The organism is Dermatophilus congolensis, assembly GCF_900187045.1.
Classification (GTDB): Bacteria; Actinomycetota; Actinomycetes; order Actinomycetales; family Dermatophilaceae; genus Dermatophilus; species Dermatophilus congolensis.
This window is the reverse complement of the sequence record NZ_LT906453.1, coordinates 269,200-282,811: the sequence shown is the minus strand read 5'-3', so window position 1 is coordinate 282,811 and position 13,612 is coordinate 269,200. Positions and strand designations below refer to the sequence as shown.

Annotated in this window: 13 protein-coding genes; 7 read left to right on the top strand and 6 right to left on the bottom strand. The window is 55.6% G+C overall.

The window, feature by feature from the left end; translation table 11 throughout:
* The first annotated feature begins 6 nt into the window (after positions 1-6).
* From CKV89_RS01145 to CKV89_RS01125, 6 genes are all read left to right on the top strand, one after another.
* Positions 7-423, top strand: a complete 417-nt coding sequence (locus CKV89_RS01145) for a Fur family transcriptional regulator (RefSeq protein WP_028327367.1) — start codon at positions 7-9, stop codon at positions 421-423.
* Between the two features lie 12 nt (positions 424-435).
* Positions 436-1,251 (top strand): hydroxymethylpyrimidine/phosphomethylpyrimidine kinase, encoded by an 816-nt coding sequence (locus CKV89_RS01140; RefSeq protein WP_028327368.1) that lies wholly within the window; start codon positions 436-438, stop codon positions 1,249-1,251.
* A gap of 254 nt (positions 1,252-1,505) precedes the next feature.
* Positions 1,506-1,838: a hypothetical protein gene (locus CKV89_RS01135; RefSeq protein ID WP_028327369.1), complete on the top strand. Its 333-nt coding sequence runs from the start codon at positions 1,506-1,508 to the stop codon at positions 1,836-1,838.
* Positions 1,839-1,927: 89 nt separating this feature from the next.
* Positions 1,928-2,338 carry a hypothetical protein gene (locus CKV89_RS01130; RefSeq protein ID WP_154657655.1) on the top strand — a complete coding sequence of 137 codons (411 nt, stop codon included), beginning with the start codon at positions 1,928-1,930 and terminating at the stop codon, positions 2,336-2,338.
* 168 nt (positions 2,339-2,506) lie between these two features.
* Positions 2,507-2,722 carry an MCP four helix bundle domain-containing protein gene (locus tag CKV89_RS12640; RefSeq protein WP_154657656.1) on the top strand — a complete coding sequence of 72 codons (216 nt, stop codon included), beginning with the start codon at positions 2,507-2,509 and terminating at the stop codon, positions 2,720-2,722.
* 45 nt (positions 2,723-2,767) lie between these two features.
* Complete coding sequence (locus CKV89_RS01125; protein ID WP_407919577.1) at positions 2,768-4,135, top strand: methyl-accepting chemotaxis protein; 1,368 nt, start codon at positions 2,768-2,770, stop codon at positions 4,133-4,135.
* A gap of 76 nt (positions 4,136-4,211) precedes the next feature.
* On the opposite strand, the gene CKV89_RS01120 is transcribed toward CKV89_RS01125, so the two are convergent.
* Both CKV89_RS01120 and CKV89_RS01115 read right to left on the bottom strand, forming a co-directional pair.
* Positions 4,212-6,698 carry a glycoside hydrolase family 65 protein gene (locus tag CKV89_RS01120; RefSeq protein WP_084441094.1) on the bottom strand — a complete coding sequence of 829 codons (2,487 nt, stop codon included), beginning with the start codon at positions 6,696-6,698 and terminating at the stop codon, positions 4,212-4,214.
* Positions 6,695-7,456 (bottom strand): HAD family hydrolase, encoded by a 762-nt coding sequence (locus CKV89_RS01115; RefSeq protein ID WP_028327371.1) that lies wholly within the window; start codon positions 7,454-7,456, stop codon positions 6,695-6,697. The genes CKV89_RS01120 and CKV89_RS01115 overlap by 4 nt, the downstream gene beginning before the upstream one ends.
* A 108-nt stretch (positions 7,457-7,564) precedes the next feature.
* On the opposite strand from CKV89_RS01115, the gene CKV89_RS01110 reads away from it, so the two are divergent.
* The gene (locus tag CKV89_RS01110) at positions 7,565-8,410 is read left to right on the top strand and encodes a MetQ/NlpA family ABC transporter substrate-binding protein (protein ID WP_028327372.1); all 846 of its coding nucleotides are present in this window, start codon (positions 7,565-7,567) and stop codon (positions 8,408-8,410) included.
* 100 nt (positions 8,411-8,510) lie between these two features.
* Here the strand turns inward: CKV89_RS01110 and CKV89_RS01105 are convergent, their stop codons facing one another.
* The 4 genes from CKV89_RS01105 to CKV89_RS01090 are packed head-to-tail and all read right to left on the bottom strand — an operon-like array spanning position 8,511 to position 13,485.
* Positions 8,511-9,257, bottom strand: coding sequence for an ABC transporter ATP-binding protein (locus CKV89_RS01105; RefSeq protein WP_028327373.1), 747 nt, complete (start codon positions 9,255-9,257; stop codon positions 8,511-8,513).
* Positions 9,250-10,095 carry an ATP-binding cassette domain-containing protein gene (locus CKV89_RS01100; protein WP_084441095.1) on the bottom strand — a complete coding sequence of 282 codons (846 nt, stop codon included), beginning with the start codon at positions 10,093-10,095 and terminating at the stop codon, positions 9,250-9,252. The genes CKV89_RS01105 and CKV89_RS01100 overlap by 8 nt, the downstream gene beginning before the upstream one ends.
* A complete protein-coding gene (locus tag CKV89_RS01095) occupies positions 10,085-11,617 on the bottom strand; it encodes an ABC transporter substrate-binding protein (protein WP_028327374.1) in 1,533 nt (510 codons plus the stop codon). Before CKV89_RS01095 ends, CKV89_RS01100 begins: the two co-directional genes overlap by 11 nt.
* A complete protein-coding gene (locus CKV89_RS01090) occupies positions 11,614-13,485 on the bottom strand; it encodes an ABC transporter permease subunit (RefSeq protein WP_051277575.1) in 1,872 nt (623 codons plus the stop codon). The genes CKV89_RS01095 and CKV89_RS01090 overlap by 4 nt, the downstream gene beginning before the upstream one ends.
* Positions 13,486-13,612: the final 127 nt, after the last annotated feature.

Sequence of the window (13,612 nt, the reverse complement as noted above, 5' to 3'; positions counted from 1 at the left end):
GTACCCATGGCTGAGCCCCGCCGACGTAACACCCGCCAACGAGCCGCCATCGAAGCACTCCTTAAAACAGGCGGCGACTTCGTCTCAGCCCAACAAGTGCACGCCAGACTCACTGAAGGTGGAAGCCGCGCTGGCCTAGCCACCGTTTACCGCACTCTCGGAGTTATGAGTGCCGCCGGAAAAGTCGATGTCCTCCGCAATGCTGACGGCGAACTCATCTACCGCTGGTGCGACACCGAAGGACACCACCATCACCTCGTTTGCCGCCAATGCGGTTACACCGTCGAGATTCGTGGGACCTCTATCGAAAGCTGGGCCGATGCTATGGCTGACGAAAACGGATTCACGGACGTCTCACACAGCCTCGAACTATTCGGCCTGTGCGCCTCATGCTCAGCACAACCCAGCCCACCCGATGCGTGACACCATGAGCGCATGACCCATGACACCCATCACAACCTTCCTGCAGCTCTAACCATCGCAGGCTCCGAAGCCACCGGCGGCGCCGGAGCCCAAGCAGACCTACGCACCTTCCAAGCCCTGGGCACTTTTGGGGTCGCTGCTTTGACATGCATCGTCTCTTTTGACCCCAAAAACAACTGGAACCATCGCTTGTTCACCATTGACCCAGACGTTCTCCGCGACCAGCTCGAAGCTGAGTTCGCCACCCACACGTTCGGAGCAATCAAAACCGGCATGCTGGGCACCCCTGCACTCATTGAGGCCACAGCAAACGTTCTTCAGCAACAACAAGTCAGCAATCTCGTTGTTGACCCTGTTCTCATCTGCAAAGGGCAAGAGCCAGGAGCAGCGCTGGACACAGATAACGCCCTCAAACAACACATTCTCCCCAAAGCAGCATTCATCACCCCTAACCATTTCGAAGCCGCCGCACTATCAGGAATGGAAAGCATCGCCACCGAACAAGAACTCATCGAAGCGGCTCAACGCATTCACGACGCCTTCGGTGCCACTGTCATGGCTAAAGGCGGAGTACGACTCGAGGGCCCCGAAGCGATCGACGTCTTTTACGACGGCTCCACGCTTGAAGTGCTCCGCGAACCCAAAGTAGGCGAGCATGCTGTTTCCGGCGCAGGATGCTCCCTCGCCGCGGCTGTCACAGCCCAGCTCGCTCAAGGAGCTACACACCTAGAAGCAGCAAGAGTCGCCAAAAAATTTGTTACGCAGGGCATTCAGCAGCGAATGATCGTCGGAACTCCCTTCGACGTGCTCCGCCAAACAAACCGCTGAACCAAACTTGTCGACAAGATCGGCCCCACTGCGCTTGCCTTCCACAGCACCAGCGGGGCCGAAAACCTTCTACAGCACTCGGATAGATGTTCAAGGACATCGTCTTGGACGTACGTCACAAAAGTTCGTCCGAATTCCTATTGATCACCCGTCCAGGGTCGATGAGGTGTGTGTCCGGCAGACAGCCCGACACACAGACAAAGGGGAACCATCGCTCGGCGGTTGGGCCCGCCGAAACACACCTGGGGGAAACAATGAACAACAAACACCACGACGACATCGACGAAACCACACACCGCACCGTCATGGAGCAGGGATTCGCCGGAGCCACCAGCATGCATAACGCCACTCTCGCCGTGCTCGACACAGATGACATCCTCGGCGAACGCTGCGCCACCTGTGACGGATTCATGTGCATGGACTGCGCAGAAGGCAACAAGCACAGCACCTGCACACGTTCCTGCATCGACTGCGTCACCGAAACCCTGGACTGGGATCAAGAGCTAGAAATGCACCAGATCGTCACCGAACTTTCCGGACTACACGCACTAGAGCAAGCCATCGCTGGTCTCGAGGACACCCACTGATCGCAGATGTGACGCGAACCACGCCCGGATGTACGTGGTGATTTCCCGGGCCGCTTGAATCGGGCGGCAGGGAAATGCAGTCTGGGGACATGTCTCAGACGCCTCTTCCGTCAAAACATTCCGTATTCGCTGCTCACTTCACAGATGACATTTACGACAACGTAGACGATGCCTACGCGCCATTTGGTAGCCCCGAAGGTGAAGACCTGCTGCGCACCTGGGGGCAACGTCGTAGCGAACTGGAAGACGGAGCACTCATCGAAGATCTTGTTGAGGCTTTCGGCGACGACCTAGGGGACCGTATCGGTGAAGACGAAGAAAGCACCGACCTGGAAACCCTCGTGGTGGCGGCAGGATTCACGATCTTGCGACTAGCGGGGGAAATCGATGAGCAGGATCGGCAGTACGTATTGCGGGCGCTGGCTCACCTGGAAGAGGTGTTCGGTGAACAGCCCGAATTCGACACGATGAATGAAGACCTGTCCTCTTTTGACGGCTGAAGTCTTGCCCTGGGCATGATGTATGAGGCGGGGTTAGCGCCAGTGGGGATGGCGCTAACCCCGCCTCATACGTGTGCTCTCAGGAAGCTCTCAACCATGTTGTGTCCCAGTCGATAAGAAGGAGGCGGTGCCACTCGGGTCTGCTGCTGCATCGTTGAGGAGATCTAAATGAGTGTTGTGAGTCCTGTTATGTCTCAGCGTGACAAAAGATCGACTCTGAAAGAACGTCTCTCGAATATCAGTATTGGGAAGCGTCTATTTTCGATGATTGGCGTAATTCTTCTAGGTACAGTCCTGGTAGGTGTGTACGCGATTGTTAATCTCAATTCTGTTGTCTCGGCTAGTAATGCCGTCATTGAGAAATCAGTTGTTCCAATCAGTTAGCTGTCGCAGATTCGCGCAGGAATGAAAGATGTGAGAATTGGGACATTGAACTATGTCACGTCAACCTCTCCCGAGGCTAAAGGGAAGCACAAGTCTTCTAAAGAAAAAGCACAAGCAAAATTGCAAGAAGACCTTGCTGCATACCGACCCAACACGGTTGATGCAGGCACATTGGAAGCCCTAGAAAAAGCTTGGCAACAGTATCTCCCTGTGCTCGATCCGCTGATGGAATACGGCGACAAGAAAGACTTCAAATCATACGGAGAGTACCGGGACGCTAACGCGATCGGTCCTTCGAAAGCTGCTGACGAAGCTGTAACCTCACTCATCAAGCAAGAGCAAGGTCGAGCTCAACGTTTAACGGACGAAGCTCAAAGCACAGCAAACATGGCACGCATCATTCTGGTGGTAGTCACACTGCTTACTGTGCTCCTTGCTGCTGCAGCAGCCGCAATCGTAGTTTCGAGCATTGTTGAACCCTTGCGTCGTCTCGTAAACGCTTTAGCCAGCATCGAAAAAGGTGACCTCACCACCCGAGTGGACGCTAACGGAAAAGACGAAATCGCAGTAGTAGGAAAATCTCTCAACCAGACTGTGTCAGTCCTGGCAGCTACCTTCAACAGTGTATTGACAAATGCCTCCAGTGTGGATGACACCAGCGAGGAGCTTCGCCGCGCAGCCGACACCACGAATAAGGATGCTGAAAAGTCGCTCCAAGCACTGACATCAATGACGCAATCTGCAGACAAAGTGTCAGGAAACATCGACACAGTAGCGGCTGGATCCGAAGAGATGACCACAGCCATCCGTGAGATCTCCCAATCCGCTAACAATGCCGCGGATGTTGTAGCCACAGCGGTACGGGTTGCCAACGACACCAACGAGACAGTTTCCAAGTTGGGACGCAGCTCTGCGGAGATTGGTGAGGTGATTAAGTCGATCACCAGCATCGCTGAGCAGACCAACCTGCTGGCGTTGAACGCCACGATCGAGGCAGCCCGTGCCGGTGAGGCTGGTAAAGGCTTCGCGGTTGTTGCTAACGAGGTCAAGGATCTGGCTCAGGAAACCTCCAAGGCCACCGAGGACATCGGCCGCCGTGTCGAGGCCATCCAGGTGGACACCGAGGCCGCTGTGACCGCTATCGCAGAGATTTCTTCGATCATCGCCCAGATCAACGACACCCAGGCCACGATCGCTTCGGCCGTGGAAGAGCAAACCGCCACCACGAACGAAATGGGCCGCAACGTTGCTACGGCTGCACAAGAGGCAAGCAGTATCGCCCGCGATATCTCCAGTGTTACTGAAGGAGCCCGCGCTACGGAGGGCACTACCCGTGACATGGCACAGTCTGCCGAAGATCTAAAGATCCGGGCAGCAGAGTTGCGTAGTTTGGTAGCTAATTACCGGACATGACCAGGTAATACGATTTATGTATTGAGGGGAGCCTCCATGTGGAGGCTCCCCTCAATACATAAATCGCAGAGCATCCTTAGCTAAGAGGCCCCTTGCTTCCAGCAACGCCATGAGCACAGATAGGAGGCAGTTGTGGCCCCTGCCCCTCCAGCTTGACCCGGATAGGCTCTTGCGAGGTAACGGTGTAAGGGGCACCCCGAACCTTCAACGTCAAAGGTTCGCCTTCCTCCAGCGTCAACGTGATCGCCTCATGCTCCACCAGAACACGAAGACGACTACCGCGGATCCGCAGCCGCAACGTCATGTCCTCCCACGACTCCGGCAAGCGCGGATCAAACTCGAATTTCCCTTCAGCATCGCGCAGCCCGGCGAACCCGTAGGCCAGCGCGTTCCACACACCGCCTGCTGAAGCGATGTGAACCCCATCAGAGGTATTGCTGTGTAGGTCAGCAAGATCTACGAAGAGCCCTTCACGGAAGTACTCCATCGCTAGTTTTTTGTGCCCAACTTGAGCAGCCACGATCGACTGGACCACCGCCGACAATGTTGAGTCACCCGTGGTGATCGGGTCGTAATACTCAAAATCGCGCCGCTTTTCCTCTTCACTGAATCTGTTGCCCTGCAAGAACAACGCAAGCACAACATCGGCTTGCTTCAATACCTGGAACCGGTAAATCACTAGCGGGTGGAAATGCAGCAGCAAAGGTCGCTTATCAGCGGGCACAGTGGAGAGATCCCACTGCTCGGCGCACAGGAAGTTGTCGTCCTGCGGGTGAATACCCAAAGATTCATCGAATGGGATGGTCATCGCGCAGGCCGCTTCGCGCCAATCGGCAAGCTCGCTGTGCTCAAGGTTGAGTCGCTGTGTTAGTAGCGCGAACTGTTCTGGGTTGGTTGCGGCCAAGTGTTCAACCGCATCGGCTGCGGCTTCGAGATTGAACCGCGCCATCACGTTTGTGTACAGGTTGTTGTTGACGACGGTGGTGTACTCATCAGGTCCGGTAACGCCATGAATGTTGAATGACTGGCCTCCGTTTTTGTCCGTCCGCCAGAAACCTAAATCAGCCCACATGCGTGCGGTTTCCACGAGTACGTCAATACCGCCAGAGGTGAGGAATCCCTCGTCTCCAGTTGTGTCTAGGTAGCGGCGGATGGCGTACGTGACGTCTGCGTCGATGTGGAACTGCGCGGTACCCGCCGCGTAATACGCGGATGCCTCCTCGCCGTTAATTGTTCGCCACGGGAACAGCGCCCCTTGGGAAGCCAGCATGCGAGCTCGCTCGCGTGCTTTATCGAGCAGTAGTACTCGGAAACGAAGAGCGTTCCGTGCCGCTGTTGGTGAGGTGTATGACAAGAACGGCACCACGTAGATGTCTGTGTCCCAGAAGTAGTGGCCTTCGTATCCGGAACCGGTTAACCCCTTCGCGGGAATACCCAATTGATCTGCGCGTGCACTTGCTTGTGCTAACTGGAACAGGTTCCAGCGGATTGCCTGTTGAGCTGACCGGTCACCGGTTATCTCGACATCGCTATTGGCCCAGTAGTCGCGCAGCCATGTTGCCTGTTCTTCAACACAGTGGAAGATCCCGGTTTGGCGCACTCGGTCTAGGGTTCGACGGCACCGGTCGAACAACTCGCGTACAGGTACGCCTCGCGAGGTGTGGTAGGCAACCGCTTTTGTTACGTAGATGGGCTTACCCATCTGCGCATCTACGCGGTACACCATCTTGCCGAGGTCTTCTTCGGTCGAGATCAACATCTCGTACTCGTTATCCGTGTGGATTGCGTGATCGGCGCCCACAGCTAGCGTCATGCCGGAGTTCGCTGCGCTCCAGCCCAGGAGCATGCGCCGGTCGCTATGCCAATGCATCTTCGGTTCTAGGACGCGGTGTGCGAATTGGCGTGACCGTCGGGGGTCGAAGCCCCCTCCCATTGAAGCGGACTTCACGTGGTACTCATCTACCCCGTCTTGCCGGTTCATGACTTGGCTAGAGATCGCTACGGGGGCATCGCCGTCGAGCAGAGTGACCTGCAGTGTGAAAATCGCCAAATGTCGTTGCGCAAATGAGGTCATCGCTGTTGTAGAGACTTTTACTCGTTTGCCTGAGGGGGTTCGCCACACCAGATCGCGCCGTAAAACTCCTTCGCGGAAGTCGATGGATCGCTCGTACTCATCGACGTCGTTCATTGACAACAGCAATGGTTCGTCGTCGATGTACAGCTTCATCAGTTTGGAGTCGGGGGCATTGACGATGGTTTGCCCAGTAGTTGCAAAACCGTAGGCGCCTTCGGCGTGACGTATCGGCCACGTCTCGTGAAACCCGTTCACGAACGTGCCATGTGCGAAAGCTTCACGTCCTTCTGGTGGGTTTGCTCGCATACCGATATAGCCGTTACCCATAGCGAAAAGTGTTTCGGTCGTGCCTAGGTCACTCATGTCGGGGCGTCGTTCCACAAGCCGCCACGGATCAACAGGAAACCTGGCCCGGTCTAAGGGGTCGTGCCCTGCCATTCGGTGCCCTCCGGAGTGGCTGGCGCAATAGTCTGTTCCACGCGATGTCATGGGATCACCTCCGCCAAATCAGCAACGACCTCATCCGCGCCAGCGGCACGTAATGCTTCTGCACCTGCGCCTCGGTCCACGCCTAAAATCAGCGCGAAACCTCCAGCGCGCCCAGCAGCCACACCCGATGTGGCGTCTTCAACGACGACGGCTTCTGCCGCTGTTACTCCGCATAGCTGCGCTCCACGCAGGTACGTGGCAGGGGAGGGCTTACCAGACAAGCCTTCAGCGCGGGCTACTAATCCGTCGACGACATGCTCAAACCGGTCAATAATCCCGGCCGCAGTAAGTACTGCTTTCGCATTGGCTGAACTGGAAACCACAGCCAAATGAATACCTGTTCCCTCAAGAGCGTCTAGCAAAGCGAGCGATCCCGGATATGGCGCTACCCCATCACGTTTCAAGACATCGTTGAATGCATCATTTTTCCGATTTCCTAGACCACAAACGGTTTCTCGATCGGGGGAGTCATCGGGTTCTCCTTCGGGGAGAACAATCTTGCGTGAACTTAAAAACGCACGTACTCCGTCATAGCGAGGACGCCCATCCACAAAATGGAAATAGTCATCATCGAGGTAAGGACTCAAATCGGCCTCGGCGGACACTCCCGCAACGGTCAGGCCTTTTTCGCGTCTATCATGCACAGACTTCAGGAACGCGTTGAACATGTCTGACCATGCGCGCATATGCACATCGGCAGTGGGAGTCAACACTCCGTCGAGATCGAACAACACAGCTTTGTATCGTTTCAAGTCCACAACAACATGCTAGAAGCCGAAGGTCCGTCTTCGCTTGCACCTTGCAGCCAACAGCTATCCGCGAAATCTTCATAGTTATCCCTGAGCTGTCCGCGTAATATCTGGGGAATGAAAGCCAAGCGTGTTCTCGTCACCGGCGTAGTTGCCGCCACGCTGGTCCTTGGACTCGCGGCCTGCGGACTTAAGTCCGGTGGCGCCGCCGACCCGAACCAGCCACTCACTGTCATGGCGGACGTCACGCCACACTCACAGTTGCTCAAAAAAGCTGAAGAACTCGGCCTGTTGGGTGACGTTAAACTAAAAATTACTGAGATCTCTGGAGCGGTCGACCCGAACCAGCTCGTTAAGAGCGGCGACATCGACGCTAACTTTTTCCAGCACAAACCATTCCTCAGCGACTGGAACGCTAAGAACGGCGGAAATCTCATCACCGCTGGCGGGATTCACCTAGAACCACTGGGCCTGTATTCCAAAAAGGTCGGGAAAGTTGAAGAACTTCCCTCCGGAGCCAGTATTGCTATCCCGCAAGACCCAACCAACATGGCTCGCGCGCTCTTTTTGCTGCAGGACGCTGGCCTGATCACAATGAATGTCAAGCCTGATGATCCAAAGCTTGACTACAGTCAAATCAGCACGAAGAACGTCAGTGGTAACCCGAAGAACATCCAGTTCCTCGAAATTGATCGCCCGCAGCTGGCTGCTACCCTCGATGACCCTAAAGTTTCCATGAGCATTATTAACGGAAACTATGCGCTTGAAGCAGGGTTGGCTCCTGAAAAAGATGCAAAGCATCTCGAAAAAGCAGAAAACAATCCGTACGTGAACTATGTAGTGACCCGGCCTGAGCTACAGAATGATCCGCGTATCAAGAAGCTCACTGAAGCACTCGCGAGCCAGCAAATTAAGGACTACATCAAGACAACATATAAAGGTGCTGTTCTTCCTGCGCAGTAATCTTTAGTCCCTCACAAGGGCGCTTTGGTCAACTGGCACAGTCGGGCAAAGCGCCCATTTTTATGGAAATACACGAGAAGAAGTCCAGCTGTACAAGCAATCAAACCAGGTCGATAAGTAGTCGCGTGTAAGCCTGGGTTGGTGCATTAATAATTTCATGGCTTGGGCCTTCCTCGATCAGATGGCCATGCTTCATCACAGCAATACGGTCAGCAAGATGCGCGACTACAGCGATGTCATGGCTGATAAACAACATCGAAAAATGACGTTTTCTGCGCAGCTGAACAAGTAAGTCAAGAATTTCTGCTTGAACCGTTACGTCTAAGGCAGAGGTGATTTCATCACAAATAATAAGATCAGGTTCAGCGAGAATAGCTCGCGCAATAGCTACTCGTTGCCCCTGGCCAACACTGAGGCTATCAATTCCCCGATGAATGAGATCAGCAGTAAGGCCAACTTCCTCCAACGCGGCAGTAATCAGCTCTTTTCGTTCTGCCCTCCTCAGCCTGCGTTTGTGCTGTAGTGGCTCACTCAAAGATTCACCAATACTCATCCGAGGGTTAAACGAAGACCGCGGATCTTGGAAAATCATGTGCAGTTGCTTCTGGTGACGCCGTCGGGAAGCAGCACGTCGTGGGTCAAGCCGCTCACCTGCGAGAGTGACATGCCCAGCGTCAGGAACAGTGATTCCCGCGGCGATACACGCAAGCGTTGACTTGCCACTACCAGACTCACCAATGATCCCGCAGCACTGTGCTTCACCGACTGTCAGAGTGACATTCTCCAAGGCGCGTACTTTAGCCGCCGTAGTCCCGAATGTTTTCGAGACGTTCACGATTTCAAGCACGTAGACCTCTGTTCAATACCGGCGTCGCTTCGAGAAGACGGCGCGTCACCTCATGCGTAGGCGCCTGAAAAAGCTGTTCGGTTGGCCCAGACTCGACCACCCTTCCATGGGCGAGAACATGCAGCTCAGTGACGAGGCGCCGCACCAGTTTGATCTGGTGACTGACAAACACGATTGCAGTTCCAAACTCGGTGGCAATATCGCCGAGTAACTCGATCACTTCCTGTTGAGAACGCACGTCCACAGCGCTAGTGGGCTCATCGGCAAGTAGTACACGAGGCTCGCTGAGCAAGGACATAGCAATGGCGGCACGTTGAGTCATCCCCCCAGAGAGCTGGTGCGGGTAGGCGTGCATAACCCGCTCCGGATCTTCGAACCGGAGTCGTTGCAGCATTTCTCGCCCAGCCGTCCAGCAAGCCCGGCGTGAAGCTTTCGGGGTGTGGAGACGAACAGATTCGCAAAACTGGGCGCCGATACGCATAAGCGGGTCGAAACTAGCGCTGGGTCGCTGAAACACGATTGACAGCTCCGGTCCGAGGAGGCGGCGGCGCTGGCTCCAATGCAGGTGGGTGATGTCGGCGCCGTTGTAGCTGACTGTTCCGGATCTGATGCGTAAACCATCATGGGTGAAGCCGAGTAGGGCGTTGAGGAGAGTTGACTTTCCGCTTCCTGATTCTCCGATGATGCCGGTGAGTTTTCCGCGCGCCAGTTGCAGGTTGATCCCGGAGATGACGTCAGTTTCAGGTGTGTACCCGGCAGTGAGTTCAGTGCATTCGAGAACAGGCAATGAAGTGTGAGCATGCCGCGGGGTGATGCTAGTTAGTGAATTATTCGACATGGGTGTCGTGGCCGATGAGGTGATATTCAGTGGGTCGAAGGTGAAGGTTTTTCACTGCAGATTTGGAGACAGCCCACCATTTTTGGTTACCGACCATGATGTAAGGCAATTCTTTGACAAGAATGTTTTCTGTTTCCTTAGTGGCAGTGATGCGTTCTTTGCTGTCTGTGGTGTTGCTGAGCTTGTCAAGAGATTTATCAAATTCTGGTGACTTCCAGTGGCTGAAGTTGCTTTCAGAAGTGGAGCGCAGCATCGTGTCGAAAAAGTATTCAGGGTCACCGGTAGGGGCGGTAGCCATCGAATACATGGCCAGATCAAAATCGCCAGCCTTCATCGCTTCAGTAGTGTCTTTCATTTCGTTGATTTCGACAGTGACACCAATGCTTCGCAGGTCAGATTGGAGAACCTGCGCCAACTGACCCAGATAAGGGCGTTTGGGGTAGGTGAGTACCTTAAGGGTGAGAGGCTTTTCGTCTTTAGTGAGTTTTCCGTCGCGCTCGCTATAGCCGAGGTCGATGAGTGTTTTTTTAGTGGAAGAAAGATCTTTTTTAGTGACGGGAATCGTGAGGCCGTCGGTAGTGCCGAATGCGACGCTGGCGGGGAAGTACGAGTAAAGCGCTTCGGCTTTGCCATGCAGAAGAGACACGTACGCGTTGCGGTCTAGCGCTGCATTGATGGCCTGGCGTGCTCGCGGGTCAGACATGGTGGGGCTGCTGGTGTTGATGATGACTCCATCAGAGCGAGTGGAGCTGGTGTTCCAGGTAGTGAATCGGGAGGTGTCCTGGAAGGTATTGAGGTTAGCGGCGTCGGGACGCACAACAATGTCAGCTTCACCTGATTGCAGTGCTAAGGAAATGGATTGTTCATCACCGTAGGTGCGCACGGTGATGGTGTTAAGGCGAGGTTTTCCTTGCCAATATTTTTGGTGAGCAGTCAGGACGTGACGTTGTCCTTTTGCGAACTCTTTGACTTTGTAGGGGCCGGTAGCGATAGGGGCATTGCTGGGGTTGATACCTGCGCCGATTGCTTGGATGCCCATCATCGGATCGGCCATGACGTGGGGGAGTGCTGGCAAAGGGCGGGTGGTAGTGATCGTGAGTTTTTGTCCGTCAGCCTCGATGGACTCGATCGGTAGCTGGGATTTAGCGCGGACATTTGTTTCCAGGGCGTGCTCGATGGAGGTTTTCACTGCTGCTGCAGTCATAGGGGAGCCATTGTGAAAGATGACGTTCTCACGCAGGGTGAACTCCCATGTGGTCTCGTCGCGGAGTTTCCATGAGGTAGCCAGTTTGGGGGTGAGCTGGAGTTTGTCGTCGACGTCTACGAGGGTCTCGCTGATGCCATCGCGGTTAGTGAACCAGCCGGTGTAGGTCGAAGCCGGGTCGAGGTTGTCGACTTCGTCGGTGGTAGCGATTGTTAGTGCGTTGGGGTCGTTGTTGCTCCCGGTGGAGGCATTACCGCACGCGCTTAACGCTAATGCGCTGATGGTCAGCAGGCTTAGCGCCGTCTTTGAGATCTTCATGAGTGGACCTTTCTCCAGGTGTTACGGCGCAGCTTCCGCTCGGGCGTCGAGGCCAGGTGTGTGTGATCTGCCAGCAGGTTGATGGTGACAGTGGTGGTGAATACGGCCAGGCCAGGGGCGAGAACAAGCCACGTAGCGGTATGCAAAAAGGGGCGGGATTGGGCGATCATCGTGCCCCATTCAGTGGTGGGTTGTGGCAGCCCAAGACCAACGAAGGAAAGAGTGGCGAGATTCAGAATGACACCGCCGAGGTCAGAGGCAGCGACAGCGATCAAAGGACCGGCGATATTGGGCAGGATGTGGCGGACGAAAAGGATGGGGGTAGGGACGTTGTTCATCCGTGCTGCGTGGATGTATGGAGCGTTTTTCAGCTCCAGGGTGAGGATGCGCGCATAACGGGCGGTGCGCGTCCAGGTGGGGGCAGTCAAGGCAGCAACGATGCTCCAGAAACCTGGGCCAAGAATCGCTGCGAGGGCTAGAGCGAGGATGAATTCGGGGAATGCTTGAAAGATCGCGGTGATGCGTTGGCAGATGGTGTCGATGATGCCGCCAATGGCTCCGGTGAGCATGCCGACGGTCGCCCCGATGACTAGTGCGAGGGACACGACAGTGATGGAGATGGCCAGGGTAGGAGCGATACCTACCAGGGTGCGTGCCCATATATCTCTACCGAGCTGGTCGGTACCAAGAATGTGGTTGAAGTTCGGAGGTTGCAGAGCACGGGTGATGTCTGTGCTGCCCGGATCGTAGGAAGTGAGGAAAGGCGCGGCGATACCGGCGATGAGAATGAGCCCTAGCAGACAGCTAAGCAAGGAAATAGGGCGCACGTAGACGCGCCGGGGATGCGGTGGCGGGCTGGCAGCAGTGGTGGGGAGAGTGTGGGGATTGACGTGGTTGATGGATAGGGACAGAGCAGGCGGGTGGGTATCTTTGATGCCTTTGGCGGTGGCGCTGGTGGTGATTTTCTGGGTGTTTTTCAAGCGGGGGTCGAGGGCGAATGCGGCCAGGTCACTCAGGGCATTAGCGACAAGAAAAACCAGCACACACCACATCACATAGGCCTGAATCACAGGGTGGTCTTTAGCTGTGATGGCCGATAGGGCGTAGGCGCCGATACCGCGCCACGAAAAAATCGCTTCAACGACAACCGAGCCGCTGAGAACAGCTCCGAACCCAGTCCCGGCCAGGGTGCATAGGGGGGCGGCGATGTTGCGGGCCAGGTGCAGCCCGATACGGGTTTGGCTCATTCCACGCAGACGTAAGCCAGTGACAAATGGGCGACTGGCAGCTTCCAGGGCCAGGGTGCGGACTTGGCGTAGATGCCACCCAGCGGTGGCAAGAACCAAGGTGATGGTGGGCATTGCCATGCCAGCTGCGTCAGCATCAGCTGCGATAGGGAACCACGCTAGGCGCAGCCCGAATACATCTAGAACCAGCAGAGCGATCACGAAAGCTGGGACAGCGGAGCTGGTGTAACTCACTGCTCTGATGAGCATGTCGGTTCGGCTGCTGGGGCGCAGCGCGGCGGCCACTCCCAGGGGAATGGCGATGAGCCATGACAGTGCAATGGAGGTCAGCGCTAACGCCAAGGTAAGAGGAAGCCGGTCAGCAAACTCCGCGGCGATGTCGTTCCCGGTAGCCAGCGACGTGCCCAGATCTGCGTGCAAGAGCCGGTTGAGCCAATCGATGTACTGCTCCCACAACGGCCGGTCCAGGCCTAGACGGTGCCGCATAGCCGTGAGCATCTCGGCGGTAGCAGGTAGGCCTTGGGCTGTCAGAGTTTGGCGGGCCAAGTCCCCGGGGGCCAAGTAGGTGAAGGCGAAGGAAAGAACACTGGCACCAAACAAGACGATGAGGGTGTTGGTCACCCACAACAGCAGTGAAATAAGTGCCCTAAGTGAACGTGTTGACCAGCTAGGAACAGGCTTGGTCATTTCAGAGGCAGATAGGGTCACTCAACGGCCTTTGGGAGTAGGAGGCGAGAATCAAGTAACA

Excerpts from the sequence above, each read along its gene's own strand:
- CKV89_RS01100 (WP_084441095.1), bottom strand. The coding sequence starts at position 10,095 with ATGTCGAATAATTCACTAACTAGCATCACCCCGCGGCATGCTCACACT.
- CKV89_RS01110 (WP_028327372.1), top strand. The coding sequence starts at position 7,565 with ATGAAAGCCAAGCGTGTTCTCGTCACCGGCGTAGTTGCCGCCACGCTG.
- CKV89_RS01145 (WP_028327367.1), top strand. The coding sequence starts at position 7 with ATGGCTGAGCCCCGCCGACGTAACACCCGCCAACGAGCCGCCATCGAA.
- CKV89_RS01095 (WP_028327374.1), bottom strand. The coding sequence starts at position 11,617 with ATGAAGATCTCAAAGACGGCGCTAAGCCTGCTGACCATCAGCGCATTA.
- CKV89_RS01120 (WP_084441094.1), bottom strand. The coding sequence starts at position 6,698 with ATGACATCGCGTGGAACAGACTATTGCGCCAGCCACTCCGGAGGGCAC.
- CKV89_RS12640 (WP_154657656.1), top strand. The coding sequence starts at position 2,507 with ATGAGTGTTGTGAGTCCTGTTATGTCTCAGCGTGACAAAAGATCGACT.
- CKV89_RS01135 (WP_028327369.1), top strand. The coding sequence starts at position 1,506 with ATGAACAACAAACACCACGACGACATCGACGAAACCACACACCGCACC.
- CKV89_RS01130 (WP_154657655.1), top strand. The coding sequence starts at position 1,928 with ATGTCTCAGACGCCTCTTCCGTCAAAACATTCCGTATTCGCTGCTCAC.
- CKV89_RS01140 (WP_028327368.1), top strand. The coding sequence starts at position 436 with ATGACCCATGACACCCATCACAACCTTCCTGCAGCTCTAACCATCGCA.